The organism is Streptomyces sp. JLBG701, assembly GCF_058544905.1.
Map to the genome: position 1 here is coordinate 4410710 of NZ_CM178588.1, position 14890 is coordinate 4425599.

Here is a 14890-nt window from a genome sequence, read left to right on the forward strand (position 1 = left end):
TGCGGCACCCTTCGCATGCCGGGATGTGGTCGTCGTATTGACGCACAGTGTCCGCCATGGAGAGCCAGGAGAACCAACAGGAAGCCCCGGCCGCCCAGGAGCTCCAGGAGGCTCCCCGGCGCTCGCGCCTTGCCGGGCGGCTGCTGATCGCCTCCGTCGCGGGCTGCGTGGTGCTCGGCGGGGCGCTGATGCTGCTGCCCGCCCCGCAGCAGGCGACGGCACCGGCGCCCGCGCAGGGTCCGGCGGCGGCGCTGACGGCGGTCGGTGCCGGGGTGCCCGCCGCGCTGCCCGACCTGGCGCTGCTGATCGGCGACCGCGAGGCGCACCTGCGCACGCATCCCAAGGACGCGCGGTCGTGGGCGGTGCTCGGGGCGGCCTATGTGGAGCAGGGGCGGCGGACCGCGGAGGCGGGGTACTACCCGAGGGCCGAGCAGGCGCTGAGTACGTCTCTGAAGGTGCGGGAGAAGGGGACCCCGGGGAACACGGAGGCGTTCGAGGGTCTGGCCGCCCTCGCGAACGCCCGCCGGGACTTCCCGGCCGCGAAGAAGTGGGGCGAGGCGGCGGTGAAGCGGGCGCCGAAGCGCTGGACGTCGTACCCGCCGCTGATCGACGCCTACACCGGGCTCGGCGACTACAACGCGGCCAAGCGGACCCTCGACCGGCTCCTTGAGCTGCACTCCGGACCGGCCGTGATGGCGCGGGCCGCCGCCGTCTACCGGGACCGGGGCTGGCGCGAGGACGCGGCCGCCCAGCTCACCGACGCCGCGGCCGCCGCGACCCAGCCCGCCGAACAGGCCGCCTGGCTGGAACGCGCCGGGCAGCTCGCCTGGGAACGCGGGGACCGGGAGACGGCACTACGGCACTTCCAGGCGGCGGTACGCATCGACCCCGACCAGCGGGCCGCCCTTGCCGGTCAGGGGCGGGCGCTCGCTGCACTGGGCCGGACGTCGGAGGCGCTCAGCGCGTATCGCGTGGCGCTGGCCAAGCAGCCGTCGCCGCAGTACGCACTGGAACTGGGCGAGCTGTACGAGTCGCTGGGGCTGGATCAGGCGGCACGCGTGCAGTACGACCTGCTGCGGACGCGGGTGCAGCAGAACGCCGCCGGCGGGGTCGACGATGAGCTGGTGCTCGGCGTGTTCGAGGCGGACCACGGGGACGCGGGGGCGGCGATGCGGCGGCTGCGGGGCGAGTGGATGCGGCAGCCGGGGATCGCGGTGGCCGACGCGCTCGGCTGGGCCCTGCACCGGGCCGGGGAGGACAAGGAGGCGCTGCGGTTCGCGAACATCGCGACGGACCGGGTGCACGGGGGTGGGGTGCGGAGTGCGCTGTACGCGTATCACCGGGGCATGATCGAGCGGGAGTTGGAGCGGTACGGGTCTGCGCGGCGGCATCTGCAAGAGGCGCTGCGGATCAACCCGTACTTCTCGCCGCTTCACGCTCCGCTGGCGAACGGGGCGTTGGAGGCGTTGGGGGAGCCGTCGCTGGAGGATGTACCGGTGATGGATGCGAAGCGCTCCGCGCGGTAGGCGTTTTGTTGACCGCGGGCCGGTGGGGGCTGGTCGCGCAGTTCCCCGCGCCCCTATCGGGGCGCAGCCCTGCTTACTTGTGCGGCTTGTAGAAGACCGAGAACCTGCGCTCCCCTGCCTCCCCTGAAGCGAAGCCCAGGTGCAGGCGGGGAGTTGGGGTGTGGCGGACTGCTACGCCCTCGGGTTCGCGGTAGGTGAGGGAGCGGCCGGCTCGGCTGCGGAGGCGTTGGACCAGTTCGCCGGTGCGGATGTCTACGCAGGAGAGGTAGGTGTTGTCCTCGTGTGCCGTGCCGGCGAGTTGGTAGAGGTAGTTGCCGCACAAGGCGTATCCCTGGAACGGGATCTCCGGGTCCGGGTGGACGCCGACCTGGCGGAAGTCGGCCACGTGGGTCGTGTAGTCGCCGGCGATGAAGGGGTCGAGGTCGTAGACGCGGTAGCGGGCCACGCCCTTGACGCGGTGGCGGACGGCGATGCGGTTCGTCGCCTGGCAGACCGAGGGCTGGTTGTTGGTGGAACCGGGTATCGGGAAACGGACGTTGACGTCGTCGGCCTTGCGGGTCGCCCCGGCGGAGAAGCGGAACCGGGTGACGCCCTGGCCGTAGCCGCTCGCGTTGGACGCCGCCTCGGTCCAGATCCAGACGGTGCCGTCGGCCGCGTTCTGCACGCCCATGCTGACGCCGTGCCCGAAGCCGCGCAGATACATGTGGCCGAGGTGCTTGCCCTGGTAGTCGAGCTTGTTCAGGCACAGGTCGCCCGACTCGGCGTCACCGCCGCGCAGTTGGAGGACGTACAGCCGCTTGTTCACCTCGTCGAAGGCGAACGACTGCAGCACCGTGCCCTCGGCGAGCGTGTTCTTCTGCCACAGCCACCGCTCGGACGACGTGTCGAGATCGAAACGCTCGCCGACGGTCGCGGTCGTCGCGGCGGCCTCTGTCTCCCCCATGTGGCCATTCCTCCCATGCCCTGTGGCCGCCCCCGTGACAGCCGCAGGACATGAGAGTCGCAAGTCACCGCGGGTGGTTGCAAGTTCTACGAGTTCATAGGTTCTGCCTGGTCACAGATTGCCCCGCTTCGCCTGCTCCCGCTCGATCGCCTCGAACAGCGCCTTGAAGTTGCCCTTGCCGAAGCCCATCGAGCCGTGCCGTTCGATGAGTTCGAAGAAGACGGTCGGCCGGTCCTGGACCGGCTTGGTGAAGATCTGCAGCAGATAGCCGTCCTCGTCGCGGTCGGCGAGGATCTTCAGCTCGCGCAGGGTGTCGACGGGGACCCGGGTGTCGCCGACCCACTCGCCGAGGGTGTCGTAGTAGGAGTCGGGGGTGTCGAGGAACTGAACTCCGGCCGCCCGCATGGTCCGTACGGTCCCGACGATGTCGTTCGTGTTGAGCGCGATGTGCTGGACGCCCGCGCCGCCGTAGAACTCCAGGTACTCGTCGATCTGGGACTTCCGCTTGGCGATGGCGGGTTCGTTGATCGGGAACTTGACCTTCAGCGTCCCGTCGGCGACGACCTTCGACATCAGCGCGCTGTACTCGGTGGCGATGTCGTCGCCCACGAACTCCTTCATGTTCGTGAAGCCCATGACCCGGTTGTAGAAGGCCACCCACTCGTTCATGTGGCCGAGTTCGACGTTGCCGACGCAGTGGTCGATGGCCTGGAAGGTGCGCTGGGCGGGCGGCTCGACGAGCGGGGCGGCGGGGAGGAAGCCGGGGAGGTAGGGGCCGTCGTAGCCCGTCCGCTCGACCAGGGTGTGGCGGGTCGTGCCGTACGTGGCGATCACGGCCAGTACGACCGTGCCGTGCTCGTCCTTCAGGTCGTACGGCTCGGCGATCGAGCGGGCGCCGTGCTCGATGGCGTACTCGTACGCGGCGCGCGCGTCCGGGACCTCGATGGCGAGGTCGACGACGCCGTCGCCGTGCTCGGCCACGTGCTCGGCCAGGAAGTGGCCCCAGGGGGTGGCGGGCCTGATCACCGAGGTGAGGACGAAGCGGGCGGAGCCGTTGGTGAGAACGTAGCTCGCGGTCTCGCGGCTGCCGGTCTCCGGTCCGGAGTAGGCGACCAACCGCATGCCGAAGGCGGTGGAGTAGTAGTGCGCCGCCTGCTTGGCGTTGCCCACGGCGAAGACGACCGCGTCCATTCCCTTGACCGGGAAGGGGTCTGCCTGCCGGGCGGTGTCGGGAGTGTGGTGTGTGGTCTGCGTCATGCCCGAAGCCTCGCGCTGCCTTGCAAGCTGCGCAATAGTTGGCGTATCTGCTGGGCAATATGCCCATTCATACGTCCGTCTCGGCGGGCGTTCTGTACAGGATGACCAACTCCGGAGGCCGCTGTGGCGATCGATCATCTCGACGGGCGGATCATCGTGCTGCTCGCGCGGGAGCCGCGGATCGGGGTACTGGAGATGTCGCGGCGGCTGGGGGTGGCCCGGGGGACCGTGCAGGCGCGGCTCGACCGGCTTCAGTCGAATGGCGTCATCCGCGGATTCGGTCCGCAGGTGGACCCGGCCGCGCTCGGCTACCCCGTGACGGCGTTCGCGACGCTCCAGATCAGGCAGGGACAAGGTCCGGACGTACGGGCGCACTTGGCGACCGTGCCGGAGGTCCTTGAGCTGCACACGACCACCGGCAGCGGGGACATGCTGTGCCGGCTCGTGGCCCGCTCCAACGCCGATCTCCAGCGGGTGATCGACCGGGTCGTGGGTTTCGATGGGATCGTCCGGGCCGCCACGGCGATCGTCATGGAGAACCCCGTTCCGCTGCGGATCATCCCGCTGGTGGAGCAGGCGGCCAGGGCCTGTCCGGCGGATCAGGCCGGAGGAAAGTAACGGTGCCTGATCGGCTTGGGTGAGCGGGGCTTGGTGCGTGCAGCTGCAAGGCGGAGGAGGGAGTCGACGCGGAGCGTCGGCGACCGACGACAACGCGGCAGATGTGCGCACCAAGCCCGGCGTCTCCGGCCTGATCCGCCGGACAGGCCCTGGGACCAGGAGAGGACCTGACAGACCTTTGAGGTGACCGCGTGAGTTTCTGGGAGTACCTGGGCAACCGGCATCAGCAGTTGCTCACGGACGCCTATCAACACGCCAGCGCGGTCTTCCAGTGCATGGTCGTGGCGACCCTGATCGGGGTGCTGATCGGTGTGGTCACCTATCGCAGCGACTGGGCGGGGAGCCTCGCGACCACGACCACCTCGGCCATCCTGACCATTCCGTCGCTCGCCATGATCGGTCTGCTCATTCCGATCGTGGGGCTGGGCGTTCCGCCGACGGTGATCGCGCTGACGTTGTACGGGCTGCTGCCGATCGTGCGCAACGCGATCGTCGGTCTGCGGGGGGTCGACCCGTCGCTGGTGGACGCTGCGAGGGGCATCGGGATGTCCCGCCTGGCCCGCCTTGCACGGGTGGAGCTGCCGCTGGCCTGGCCGCCGATCCTGACCGGGATCCGGGTCTCGACGCAGATGCTGATGGGCATCGCGGCCATCGCGGCGTACGCCTCCGGGCCCGGCCTCGGCAATGAGATCTTCCGCGGGCTCGGCTCGCTGGGCAGCAAGAACGCGCTCAACCAGGTGCTCGCGGGCACGCTCGGGATCATCGTCCTGGCGCTGCTGTTCGACGCCGCCTACGTCCTGATCGGACGGCTGACCATTCCCAGGGGGATCCGTGCCTGAGACAGCGACCACGACCTCCGGTGCCTCCATCGAGCTGGAGAACCTGACCAAGCGGTATCCGGGCAGTCCGAATCCCGCCGTCGACAACGTCAACATGGAGATCAAGGCGGGCGAGATCGTCATCTTCGTCGGCCCCTCCGGCTGCGGTAAGTCGACCACGCTCAAGATGATCAACCGGCTGATCGAACCGACCGGCGGCCGTATCCGCATCAACGGCGAGGACGTCACCGACATCGACCCGGTGAAGCTGCGCCGCAAGGTCGGGTACGCGATCCAGTCGTCCGGCCTCTTCCCGCACATGACGGTCGCCCAGAACATCGCGCTCGTACCGAGGATGATCGGCTGGTCGAAGGCCCGGATCAGGGACCGGGTCGAGGAGATGCTCGACCTCGTCGGGCTCGACGCGGGCGAGTTCCACGGCCGCTATCCGCGTCAGCTCTCCGGTGGCCAGCAGCAACGCGTCGGCGTGGCAAGGGCGTTGGCCGCCGATCCGCCCGTACTCCTGATGGACGAACCCTTCGGTGCCGTCGACCCGATCACCCGCGATCATCTCCAGGACGAGCTGATCCGCCTCCAGCACGAGCTGCACAAGACGATCGTGTTCGTCACGCACGACTTCGACGAGGCGATCAAACTGGGCGACCGGATCGCCGTACTGCGCGAACGCTCGCACATCGCTCAGTTCGACACCCCGGAGGCGATCCTCACCAACCCGGCGGACGACTTCGTGTCCGGTTTCGTGGGCGCGGGTGCGGCGCTGAAGCGGCTGAACCTCACTCGCGTACGGGATGTGGAGATCACCGACTATCCGACGGTGACGGTCGAAGACCCCCTCCAGGACATCTTCAACCGGCTCCGGGACAGCGGCACGAACGAGATCCTGCTCCTCGACAAGCGCGGCCGCCCCTACAAGTGGCTCAGGCGCGGCGACCTGATGCGGGCGCGGGGCTCGCTGGCCCGCGCGGGCACGCTGGTGCACGACACGGTGACCCGGGACGCGACGCTGCGGGACGCGCTGGAGGCGGTGCTGACGGACAACGCCGGGCGGGTGGCCGTGACCGGGCGGCGCGGTGAGTACACCGGTGTCGTCGACATGGCGACGCTCATGAACTCCGTGCAGGAACTGCTGGAGGCCGACCGGCTGGAGGCGAGGGAGGCCCAGCACGAGCTGGAGGAGGCCCGTGCCGCCCAGACGCACGCCGAGCAGGAGGGCGACGGAGGGGAGTTGAAGGCGTGACCACGACTCCCGAGCTGGAAGAGGAGACGGAGGAAGGGACAGAGGCCGAGACCTCGCCGCCGCCTCCGGCTCCGGCTCCCCCTAAGCGCCGCGTCACCTGGCAGAAGCTGACCTTCCTCCCCGCCGCGCTGGTGGCGCTGCTCCTCGCGACCTGGCTATGGTTCAGCCAGGCGGACCTGGACGCCATCTCCGAGAACGCCCTGTCCAACGGCCAGGTCTCCAAGGCCCTTTGGCAGCACATCCAACTGACCGTGATCTCCACGTTCTTCGTGCTGATCATCGCTATCCCGCTGGGCATCCTGCTGACCCGCAGGGCGTTCAGGAAGGCCGCCCCGGTGGCCATGACGATCGCCAACATGGGCCAGGCGACCCCGGCGATCGGCCTGCTGGCCCTGCTGGTGATCTGGCTCGGCACCGGCGAGAAGGCGGCCCTGATCGGCATCACCATCTACGCCGTCCTGCCGGTGCTGTCGAACACCATCGCGGGCCTGAAGGCGAACGACCCCACCTTGATGGAGGCGGCCCGCGGGATCGGCATGTCCCAACTGGGCGTGCTGGGAAGGGTCGAACTGCCGCTGGCCGTCCCGCTGATCCTGGCCGGCGTCCGTACGGCCCTCGTCCTCAACGTCGGTACGGCGACGCTGGCGACCTTCGGCGGAGGTGGCGGCCTGGGTGTGCTGATCACCACCGGGATCACCACCCAGCGGATGCCGGTGCTGGTCCTCGGCTCGATCCTCACGGTCAGCCTCGCCCTGCTCGTGGACTGGCTGGCCTCACTGGCCGAATTGTTCCTGCGGCCACGGGGGTTGGAGGTGGGGACTTGAGGCGCGCCCGTCTGGTGGTGGCCGGTGTACTGGTCCTGGCGTCCGGCTGCGGACTGACCAGCGGCTCCCCCATGGTCGACGACGTCAGCCCCGGCACCGTCGGCCGGGGCGCGCCGCTCAAGGGTGCCGATCTCACCGTCACCTCCAAGGAGTTCACCGAGCAGCTGATCCTCGGCGCGATCATGGGTATCGCCTTCGAGGCGGCCGGCGCGGACGTCCTCGACCGGACCGGGATCCAGGGCTCCATCGGGGCCCGGGAAGCCGTCAAGTCCGGTGACGCGGACGGCATGTACGAGTACACGGGCACCGCGTGGATCACGTACCTCGGCAACAGCGAGCCCATCGCCGACCCGCAGGAACAGTGGCAGGCGGTGCGGGAAGCGGACCTGAAGAACGGGATCACCTGGCTGTCCCCGTCCGCCCTCAACAACACCTACGCCCTCGCCATGAACCAGGCCAACTTCAAGAAGTACGGCACCAAGACGCTGTCGGACGTGGCCGCGCTGTCCAAGTCCGATCCGAAGGCCGTGACGCTGTGCGTGGAGAGCGAGTTCGCCAACCGGGCGGACGGGCTGCCGGGCATGGAGAAGGCGTACGGGATGAGCGTGCCGGCGTCGAACATCACGCAGATGGACACCGGGATCATCTACACCCAGGTACAGAAGGGCAGTTGCACGTTCGGAGAGGTCTTCACAACAGACGGCCGCATCAAGTCCATGAACCTCGCGTGATGGACGACGACAAGAAGTTCTTCCCCAACTACAACGTCGCCCCCGAGATCAACTCCAAGGCGCTGGAGAAGTGGCCGGCGATCGCGGACGTACTCGACCCGATCACAAAGAAGCTGAACAACTCCGTGGCGCAGGAACTGAACGCGAAGGTGGACGTGGACGGGGAGGATCCGCATCAGGTGGCGTTGGACTGGATGAAGGCGGAGGGGTTCGTCAAGGGCGGGTGAGGCAGCAAGCGGGGCGGTCAAATCCGCGCATCATTGAATCACCTTGGCGCATCATGATGCAGTGAGCTTACGCTTGGGTGCATGAGGACAACAGTCGACCTCCCAGAGGACCTGCTCCAGGAAGCCAAGCTGCGGGCCGCACGCAGGCGCGTCACGGTCAGTGCGGTGATAGAGGATGCGTTGCGGGCGTCGTTCGCGCGGGATGTGGCGGCGGCGAAGAACATCGTCAAGCTGACCACCGACCCCGGCCGTGGTGGGGTGCGCCCCGGCATCAACCTGGACGACAACGCCTCGGTGCGCGACCTCCTGGACGGCCTCGAATGATCATCTGCGACGTGAACATCCTGGTGTACGCCTTTCGCGAGGACAGCAAGGACCACGACCGGTATCACGCCTGGCTCATCGAGCGGCTGCGGGGGGACGAGCCCTTCGGGTACAACGGCGTGATCGACAGCGGCTTCCTGCGGATCGTCACCCACCAGCGCATCTACCAGCCGCCGAGCGAACCGGAAACGGCGTTCGCCTTTCTCCGTGACGTGCGGAGCACGCCGGTTGCCACGCTGGTGCAGGAGGGGCCACGCCACTGGGACATCTTCGAGCGCCTGTGTGCCAAGGCCGGCGCTCGCGGCAACCTCGTCCCCGACGCCTACTTCGCCGCCCTCGCCATAGAACACGGAGCCACCCTTTACTCCGCCGACCGGGGTTTCGCCCGCTTCCCCGGCCTGCGCTGGCAGCACCCCATGGAGGACGACGCCCACTGACGTATGGAGTCAGGGGACGAGGCTCAGCAGCTCGGTACCGAGCCTGTCCCCTTCTCCAGTGCCACCAGGGCAGTCACCGCGCTCTTCAGCGTGGTCACCGGAATCAGTCGTAGACCCTTGGGGAGTTCCGACTTCGCGTCGCCGCACTCGGCCTTGGGGACAAGGAACACGGTCGCCCCGTCCCGCCGCGCGGCCTGCGTCTTCAACGCCACGCCACCCACCGCGCCCACCGTCCCGTCGGCGTCGATCGTCCCCGTACCGGCGATGGTGCGGCCGCCCGTGAGGTCGCCGCCGGTGCCGTCGCCGTCGAGCTTGTCGATGATGCCGAGGGTGAACAGCAGACCCGCGCTGGGCCCGCCGACATCCGCGAGCTCCAGCGTGACCTTGACGTTCTTGTCGCTGAGGTCGAGGTAGTTCAGCGCGGCCTCGGTCGCCGCGTCCTGCGACTCCTTCATCTGGGCCTCGTTGTGCTGCTCGATCTCCTTGAGGTTGTCCCCGGTCGGATAGACGGAGTCGCGCGGCATGACGGCCTGGTCGGTGCGGAACCAGCCGTCGATCACCGAACCGAGCGAGACATGCGCGTCAGGACCCGTCGCCTCGATGGTCGTCATCCGCAGCTGCCCGCTCGTGTCCCGGGTGGCCGCCCCGGAGATCGTGATCACCGGGGTGTCCTGGTCCGCACCGAGAACGTTCGCCGTCATCCCCGGCTGCGCCACCGAGAACGGCAGCGGCGCGAACAGGGCCGTGGCGATCAGACCCACGACGGGCAGAGCACAGACGGCGACGGCTTGGAGGCGCGTGAGGCGAGAGAGCACGGGATCAATCTAACGGGGCGGGCGGACAGGCTCGGCTGCGGGCAGTCGTACGGCTGGCTGCCGTCAGCGCAACGCGTCCGCGACCTCCCGGGCCGCGTCCACCACCCGCGGTCCCACCCGTTCCGGCACCGCGTCCGCCAGCATCACGACGCCCACGCTGCCCTCGACCCCGGTGACCCCCAGCAGCGGCGCCGCGGCTCCGCTCGCCCCCGCCTCCAACTCCCCGTGCGTCAGGGTGTATCCGGGTTCGTCCACCGACACCGTCCGCTGCCGCGCGGCGAGAATCGCCTTCCCGGCGGCCCCCCGGTCCAGCGGATGCCGGAAGCCGGCCCGGTAGGCCACGTGATAGTCCGTCCACGTCGGTTCGACCACGGCGACGGCCAACGCGTCCGCCCCGTCCACCAGCGTGAGATGAGCGGTCGCCCCGATGTCCTCGGCCAGCGACCGCAGCGCGGGCAGCGCCGCTTCCCGTACGAGCGGATGCACCTGGCGGCCGAGGCGCAGCACACCGAGCCCGACCCGGGCACGGCCGCCCAGGTCACGGCGTACGAGTGCGTGCTGCTCAAGTGTCGCGAGCAACCGGTACACAACAGTCCGGTTGACCCCGAGTTTGTTGGACAGCTCTGTGACGGTCAGCCCGTGATCCGTGTCGGCGAGCAGCTTGAGGACACGCAGTCCCCGGTCGAGCGTCTGGGAGGTCTCCGCGGTCACGACGCCCACTCCTTTTGGTGGTGAGGTCGGCAGCCTCCTCGCGGCTGTTGCGCCACCGAGTCCCGTCGGCGACGCGCTTCAGAGGCCGCCGATCGGCCGGCGGCCCGGTGCGAGTCCCGGGCTCAGTCGCTTCACGGCTGCGCTCCGCGGCGGCGCTGCCACGGGGCGTGTGCGTAGCGGGACAGTAGCGAAGCGGGTTCGCTGAGCGGAAGGCTCCGTCCAGAATCCGGGCACTGCCCGGTACGGACCACTCCGGTTTGGACTGATTTGCGGCAACCTGCACGTCCTAAGGGGCGCGGGGCTGTATTCGATTTGCGGCTACCGCCGCGTGGGCGCGACCAGCCACAGACGGCCCGCACCCGAAGCACGACAGACGCCAAAAACCGGGCCGGGCACAGCGCCCAGCGTCAGCGCATGCGGGTGGCCCACTCCTGCACCTTGGCGATCCGCTGCCGCAGCTGCCCGGCCGTCGCCTCGGCGCTCGGCGGCCCTCCGCACGTCCGCCGCAGCTCGGTGTGGATGACGCCGTGCGGCTTGCCGCTCTGATGGACGTACGCGCCGACCATGGTGTTGAGCTGTTTCCGCAGCTCCAGCATCTCCTTGTGGGAGACCACGGGCCGCCGTTCGGCGGGCAGTTCGAGGAGGTCCGCTTCCTCGTCGGGCTTCTTGCGGCTGTGCGCGATCTGCCGGGCCTGCCGCTTCTGGAGCAGCATCTGCACCTGGTCGGGTTCGAGGAGCCCCGGAATACCGAGGTAGTCCTGCTCCTCCTCGCTCCCCGGGTGCGCCTGCATGCCGAACTCGGCACCGTCGTACAGCACCCGGTCGAAGACGGCCTCGGACTCCAGCGCCTCGAAGGCGAACTGCTCCTGCTCGCCGGTGTCTTCGTCCTGCTGCTTCTCGGCCTCCGCGAGGAGCTTGTCCTCCTCGGCGTACGGGTCCTCCTCGCCGTCCTTCTTTGGCTTGTCGAGGGCGTGGTCGCGCTCGACCTCCATCTCGTTGGCGAAGGTGAGGAGGTCGGGGACGGTCGGGAGGAAGACGGAGGCGGTCTCGCCGCGCCGCCGGGACCGTACGAAACGGCCGACGGCCTGCGCGAAGAAGAGGGGCGTGGAGATGGTGGTGGCGTAGACGCCGACGGCGAGCCGGGGCACGTCGACGCCCTCGGACACCATGCGGACGGCGACCATCCAGCGGTCGTTGCCCTCGCTGAACTTGTCGATGCGGTTCGAGGCGCCGGTGTCGTCGGACAGGACGAGGGTGGCCTTCGTGCCGGTGATCTCGCGGATCAGCTTGGCGTAGGCGCGGGCCGAGTCCTGGTCGGAGGCGATGACGAGGGCACCGGCGTCCGGGATGCCCTTCCTGACCTCGGTCAGCCGCTGGTCGGCGGCGCGCAGCACGCTCGGCATCCAGTCGCCGCGCGGGTCGAGGGCCGTACGCCAGGCCTGGCTGATGGCGTCCTTGGTCATCGGCTCGCCGAGCCGGGCGGCGATCTCGTCACCGGCCTTCGTACGCCACCGCATGTTGCCGCTGTAGGAGAGGAAGATGACGGGCCGCACGACGTGGTCGGCCAGCGCGTTCCCGTAGCCGTAGGTGTAGTCGGCGGAGGACCGCCGGATCCCGTCGTTCCCTTCCTCGTACGTCACGAAGGGGATGGGGTTGGTGTCGGACCGGAAGGGCGTACCCGTGAGCGCGAGCCGGCGCGTGGCGGGCTCGAAGGCTTCGAGGCAGGCCTCGCCCCAGGACTTGGAGTCACCGGCGTGGTGGATCTCGTCGAGGATGACGAGGGTCTTGCGCTGCTCGACGCGGTTGCGATGCAGCATGGGCCGAACGCCGACACCGGCGTAGGTGACCGCGACCCCGTCGTACTCCTTGCCGAGCGGACCCGCGCTGTACTCGGGGTCCAGCTTGATCCCTATCCGCACGGCCGCCTCGGCCCACTGCTTCTTCAGATGCTCGGTCGGCGCGACCACGGTCACCTGCTGCACGACATGGTGATGCAGCAACCAGGAAGCGAGCGTCAGCGCGAAGGTCGTCTTCCCGGCGCCGGGCGTGGCGACCGCGAGGAAGTCACGTGGCTGCTCCTGGACATACCTCTCCATCGCCCCTTGCTGCCAGGCACGCAGCTTGCTGGCGGTACCCCAAGGCGCACGACCGGGGAAGGCGGGAGAAAGGTGATGGGAGGAGGAGGCAGCGGCGGTACTGGCGGCGGTGGTAGTCACGGTCTCCGGTTGGGGGTCGGGCGGCTCGGCTGGGCTGGGTATGACAACCGGGCCACCCTACCGGCGGGCCGACTGGGTCAACGTGCGGACTACGCCGGGTCACTCGTGGATGGGACTCAGCTCACAGCGCGGGCGGGGTCAGCGCGCGAAGCGCGGCAACTGGGCGGCGATCTTCGGAACGTCCAGTGCGCCCTGGCAGACATCGAGTACGAACGTCTCGGCCTCGTCGACGTCGAAGTCCGCGTCCAACGGGTGCCCGTTCATGTGCAGGAAGACCCAGGTCGCGTACCAGGCGATGCGCTTGTTCCCATCAACGAGGGCGCGGTTGCGGGCGAGGGACTCCATCAGCGCCGCCGCCTTCTGCCAGACGTCCGGATACGCGTCCTGCCCGAACACGCTCGACTGGGGACGCGCCAGCGCCGAGTCCAGGAGCCCGTAGTCACGCACCTCGTCCGCTCCAAGCCGCTTCGCGAGGTTCAGCAGTTCGGACAGGGTGAGGTAGTGCATCAGGCGAGCCTCCGGTTCAGCTCGGCGCTGGCCTTGAGTACGTGATCAGCCGCCTCGTTGAACAGTCGCGAGTGCTCGTTTATGGCCGCGATCACCGCGTCGTGCGCGAAGGCCTGCATGCTGCGCCCTTCCGCCGCCGCGCGCTCGCGCAGCGCGTCGAGCTCGTCGTCCGTAAACCGCAGGTTCAGTCCAGCCATGCCTCGACGGTACTACGCGGTACCACTCGGTGTCATCGGGGTTCGGTTCGCAACCGCGTAGTCACCCACGCCCCCACCAACGCCACCCCCGCCATCGGCAGGAACACGACGGCGAAGGCGGCCGGATGGGAGCCGTTCGCCGCGGTGGCCGCATGGCTCACGGCGCCGCCGCCCAGTGCCGCGAACGCGGCGCCGCCCACCGCGAGCAGCAGGACATTCGAAAGGCCGTCGGAGATCTGGAGAGCGGCGGAGTTGGTGCCGGCCTCCTCCGGGGCGGAGAGATGGAGCAACAGCACGCTGGTCGAGGCGATGACAAGCCCCATCCCGAAGCAGCCGAAGCCCCAAGCGACGGCGACGGTCCACACCGGCACGGCAGGTATCAGCACACTCGGCGCCGCCGCGATCGCCGCAGCGACCAGCACCATCCCGAACGTCATCAACCGCTCCCGATACGGCTCAACCCGCGGCCGCGACTGCACCCACGACCCCAACGCCCACGTCCCCCCACCCGCCGCGAGCGAGAACCCGGCCAACGTCGGCGACAACCCCCGCTGGGTGACCAGCATCAACGGCACGAAGGACTCGGCAGCGATGAAGGACCCGGCGGCGACGCCACGCAGCAGCACGACGGAGGGCAGCCCACGGGCGGCCCGGTATGTCCCGCGCGGGAGCAGTCCGACCACGGCGGGCACGAGCAGCGCGACACCGACAACGGCCGGAACGACGGAGAGGGGACGCAGATCCTGGGCGGCGTACTGAAGCAGTCCGGCCCCGAGGGAGATACCGAGAGCGAGCCGAATCCGACGCAGGTCGAAGGAGGTCGATTGCTGCAACGCCCCGGAGGCCCGCCGACGTATCTGCGGCAACGCGAGCGCCAGCGGAAACACCACAAGCACCGGAATCCCGACGAACACCCACCGCCAGCCCAACCGCTCGGTCACCGCCCCGGCGGCAAGCGGCCCGACGATGGACGGCACGACCCACCCGGCCGCGAACGCCGCCATGATCGCCGGCCGCAACCGCTCCGGATAGGCCCGCCCGACAACGACGTACAAGGCGACAATGACCAGCCCACCCCCGAACCCCTGCACGGCCCGCCCAAGAATGAACAGCCACATGACCCCAGCGGTCCCGGAGACCAACAGCCCGGCAGCGAAGGAGGCAATCCCCGTGGTCAACGCCCCGAGCGGCCCCCGCCGATCCGACCACTGCCCGGCGAGCACCATCCCGAACAGACTGGTCGTGAAGTACCCGGAGAACGCGAACGCGTAAAGCGACACCCCATCCAGCTCCCGCGCGGCAACCGGCATAGCCGTCGCCACGGCCGTCGCCTCGAAGGCGATCAGCAGCACGACGGAGACGATGCCGATACTGAGCGCACGATGCGAACGACTCAGCACACCCTCGTCGGCCTCAGCCTCGGTGGGCAGGTCAGGGGCGGTGTCCGCGACACCGGTGTCGCGAGGTTCGAGGGCGGCCAT

The 14890-nt window shown here is 69.1% G+C and carries 15 protein-coding genes and 1 pseudogene; 8 read left to right on the forward strand and 8 right to left on the reverse strand.

All coding sequences use genetic code 11. The annotated features are described in order from the left end of the window. The first annotated feature begins 56 nt into the window (after positions 1-56). Positions 57-1526 carry a tetratricopeptide repeat protein gene (locus AC5DRG_RS20245; protein ID WP_491811965.1) on the forward strand — a complete coding sequence of 490 codons (1470 nt, stop codon included), beginning with the start codon at positions 57-59 and terminating at the stop codon, positions 1524-1526. A gap of 73 nt (positions 1527-1599) precedes the next feature. Here the strand turns inward: AC5DRG_RS20245 and AC5DRG_RS20250 are convergent, their stop codons facing one another. Both AC5DRG_RS20250 and hppD read right to left on the reverse strand, forming a co-directional pair. After that, on the reverse strand, positions 1600-2469 hold the full coding sequence (locus AC5DRG_RS20250) for a phage baseplate protein (RefSeq protein ID WP_491811966.1): 870 nt from the start codon (positions 2467-2469) through the stop codon (positions 1600-1602). Between the two features lie 111 nt (positions 2470-2580). Further along, positions 2581-3726: a 4-hydroxyphenylpyruvate dioxygenase gene (gene hppD / locus AC5DRG_RS20255; protein ID WP_491811967.1), complete on the reverse strand. Its 1146-nt coding sequence runs from the start codon at positions 3724-3726 to the stop codon at positions 2581-2583. Between the two features lie 123 nt (positions 3727-3849). Here hppD and AC5DRG_RS20260 point away from each other — a divergent pair, with 123 nt between their 5' ends. The 7 genes and pseudogenes from AC5DRG_RS20260 (at position 3850) to AC5DRG_RS20290 (ending at position 8963) form a co-directional block, all read left to right on the forward strand. Further along, positions 3850-4344: an Lrp/AsnC family transcriptional regulator gene (locus AC5DRG_RS20260; RefSeq protein WP_491811969.1), complete on the forward strand. Its 495-nt coding sequence runs from the start codon at positions 3850-3852 to the stop codon at positions 4342-4344. Positions 4345-4535: 191 nt separating this feature from the next. Further along, positions 4536-5183, forward strand: coding sequence for an ABC transporter permease (locus tag AC5DRG_RS20265; protein ID WP_491811970.1), 648 nt, complete (start codon positions 4536-4538; stop codon positions 5181-5183). Beyond that, complete coding sequence (locus AC5DRG_RS20270) at positions 5176-6420, forward strand: betaine/proline/choline family ABC transporter ATP-binding protein (RefSeq protein ID WP_491811971.1); 1245 nt, start codon at positions 5176-5178, stop codon at positions 6418-6420. Before AC5DRG_RS20265 ends, AC5DRG_RS20270 begins: the two co-directional genes overlap by 8 nt. Next, positions 6417-7244, forward strand: a complete 828-nt coding sequence (locus AC5DRG_RS20275) for an ABC transporter permease (protein ID WP_491811972.1) — start codon at positions 6417-6419, stop codon at positions 7242-7244. The genes AC5DRG_RS20270 and AC5DRG_RS20275 overlap by 4 nt, the downstream gene beginning before the upstream one ends. Beyond that, positions 7241-8202 (forward strand): annotated as a pseudogene (locus AC5DRG_RS20280) (glycine betaine ABC transporter substrate-binding protein). Before AC5DRG_RS20275 ends, AC5DRG_RS20280 begins: the two are co-directional and overlap by 4 nt. A gap of 81 nt (positions 8203-8283) precedes the next feature. After that, complete coding sequence (locus tag AC5DRG_RS20285; RefSeq protein ID WP_491811973.1) at positions 8284-8526, forward strand: ribbon-helix-helix domain-containing protein; 243 nt, start codon at positions 8284-8286, stop codon at positions 8524-8526. A gap of 11 nt (positions 8527-8537) precedes the next feature. After that, positions 8538-8963 (forward strand): type II toxin-antitoxin system VapC family toxin, encoded by a 426-nt coding sequence (locus AC5DRG_RS20290; protein WP_491811975.1) that lies wholly within the window; start codon positions 8538-8540, stop codon positions 8961-8963. Positions 8964-8986: 23 nt separating this feature from the next. Here AC5DRG_RS20290 and AC5DRG_RS20295 read toward each other — a convergent pair whose 3' ends face one another. From AC5DRG_RS20295 to AC5DRG_RS20320, 6 genes are all read right to left on the reverse strand, one after another. Continuing rightward, positions 8987-9778 carry a S16 family serine protease gene (locus AC5DRG_RS20295; RefSeq protein ID WP_491811976.1) on the reverse strand — a complete coding sequence of 264 codons (792 nt, stop codon included), beginning with the start codon at positions 9776-9778 and terminating at the stop codon, positions 8987-8989. 63 nt (positions 9779-9841) lie between these two features. Beyond that, a complete protein-coding gene (locus AC5DRG_RS20300) occupies positions 9842-10489 on the reverse strand; it encodes an IclR family transcriptional regulator (RefSeq protein ID WP_491811977.1) in 648 nt (215 codons plus the stop codon). 407 nt (positions 10490-10896) lie between these two features. Then, positions 10897-12705 (reverse strand): DEAD/DEAH box helicase, encoded by a 1809-nt coding sequence (locus AC5DRG_RS20305; protein WP_491811978.1) that lies wholly within the window; start codon positions 12703-12705, stop codon positions 10897-10899. Between the two features lie 138 nt (positions 12706-12843). Further along, positions 12844-13212, reverse strand: a complete 369-nt coding sequence (locus AC5DRG_RS20310) for a type II toxin-antitoxin system death-on-curing family toxin (RefSeq protein WP_491811979.1) — start codon at positions 13210-13212, stop codon at positions 12844-12846. After that, positions 13212-13409, reverse strand: coding sequence for a hypothetical protein (locus AC5DRG_RS20315; RefSeq protein WP_491811980.1), 198 nt, complete (start codon positions 13407-13409; stop codon positions 13212-13214). Before AC5DRG_RS20315 ends, AC5DRG_RS20310 begins: the two co-directional genes overlap by 1 nt. A 32-nt stretch (positions 13410-13441) precedes the next feature. Next, the gene (locus tag AC5DRG_RS20320; RefSeq protein ID WP_491811981.1) at positions 13442-14890 is read right to left on the reverse strand and encodes an MFS transporter; all 1449 of its coding nucleotides are present in this window, start codon (positions 14888-14890) and stop codon (positions 13442-13444) included.

Bases quoted from the DNA above. Each gene is read 5' to 3' on its own strand.
- AC5DRG_RS20250 (WP_491811966.1), bottom strand. From the start codon at position 2,469: ATGGGGGAGACAGAGGCCGCCGCGACGACCGCGACCGTCGGCGAGCGT.
- hppD (WP_491811967.1), bottom strand. From the start codon at position 3,726: ATGACGCAGACCACACACCACACTCCCGACACCGCCCGGCAGGCAGAC.
- AC5DRG_RS20315 (WP_491811980.1), bottom strand. From the start codon at position 13,409: ATGGCTGGACTGAACCTGCGGTTTACGGACGACGAGCTCGACGCGCTG.
- AC5DRG_RS20245 (WP_491811965.1), top strand. From the start codon at position 57: ATGGAGAGCCAGGAGAACCAACAGGAAGCCCCGGCCGCCCAGGAGCTC.
- AC5DRG_RS20310 (WP_491811979.1), bottom strand. From the start codon at position 13,212: ATGCACTACCTCACCCTGTCCGAACTGCTGAACCTCGCGAAGCGGCTT.
- AC5DRG_RS20285 (WP_491811973.1), top strand. From the start codon at position 8,284: ATGAGGACAACAGTCGACCTCCCAGAGGACCTGCTCCAGGAAGCCAAG.
- AC5DRG_RS20320 (WP_491811981.1), bottom strand. From the start codon at position 14,890: ATGGCCGCCCTCGAACCTCGCGACACCGGTGTCGCGGACACCGCCCCT.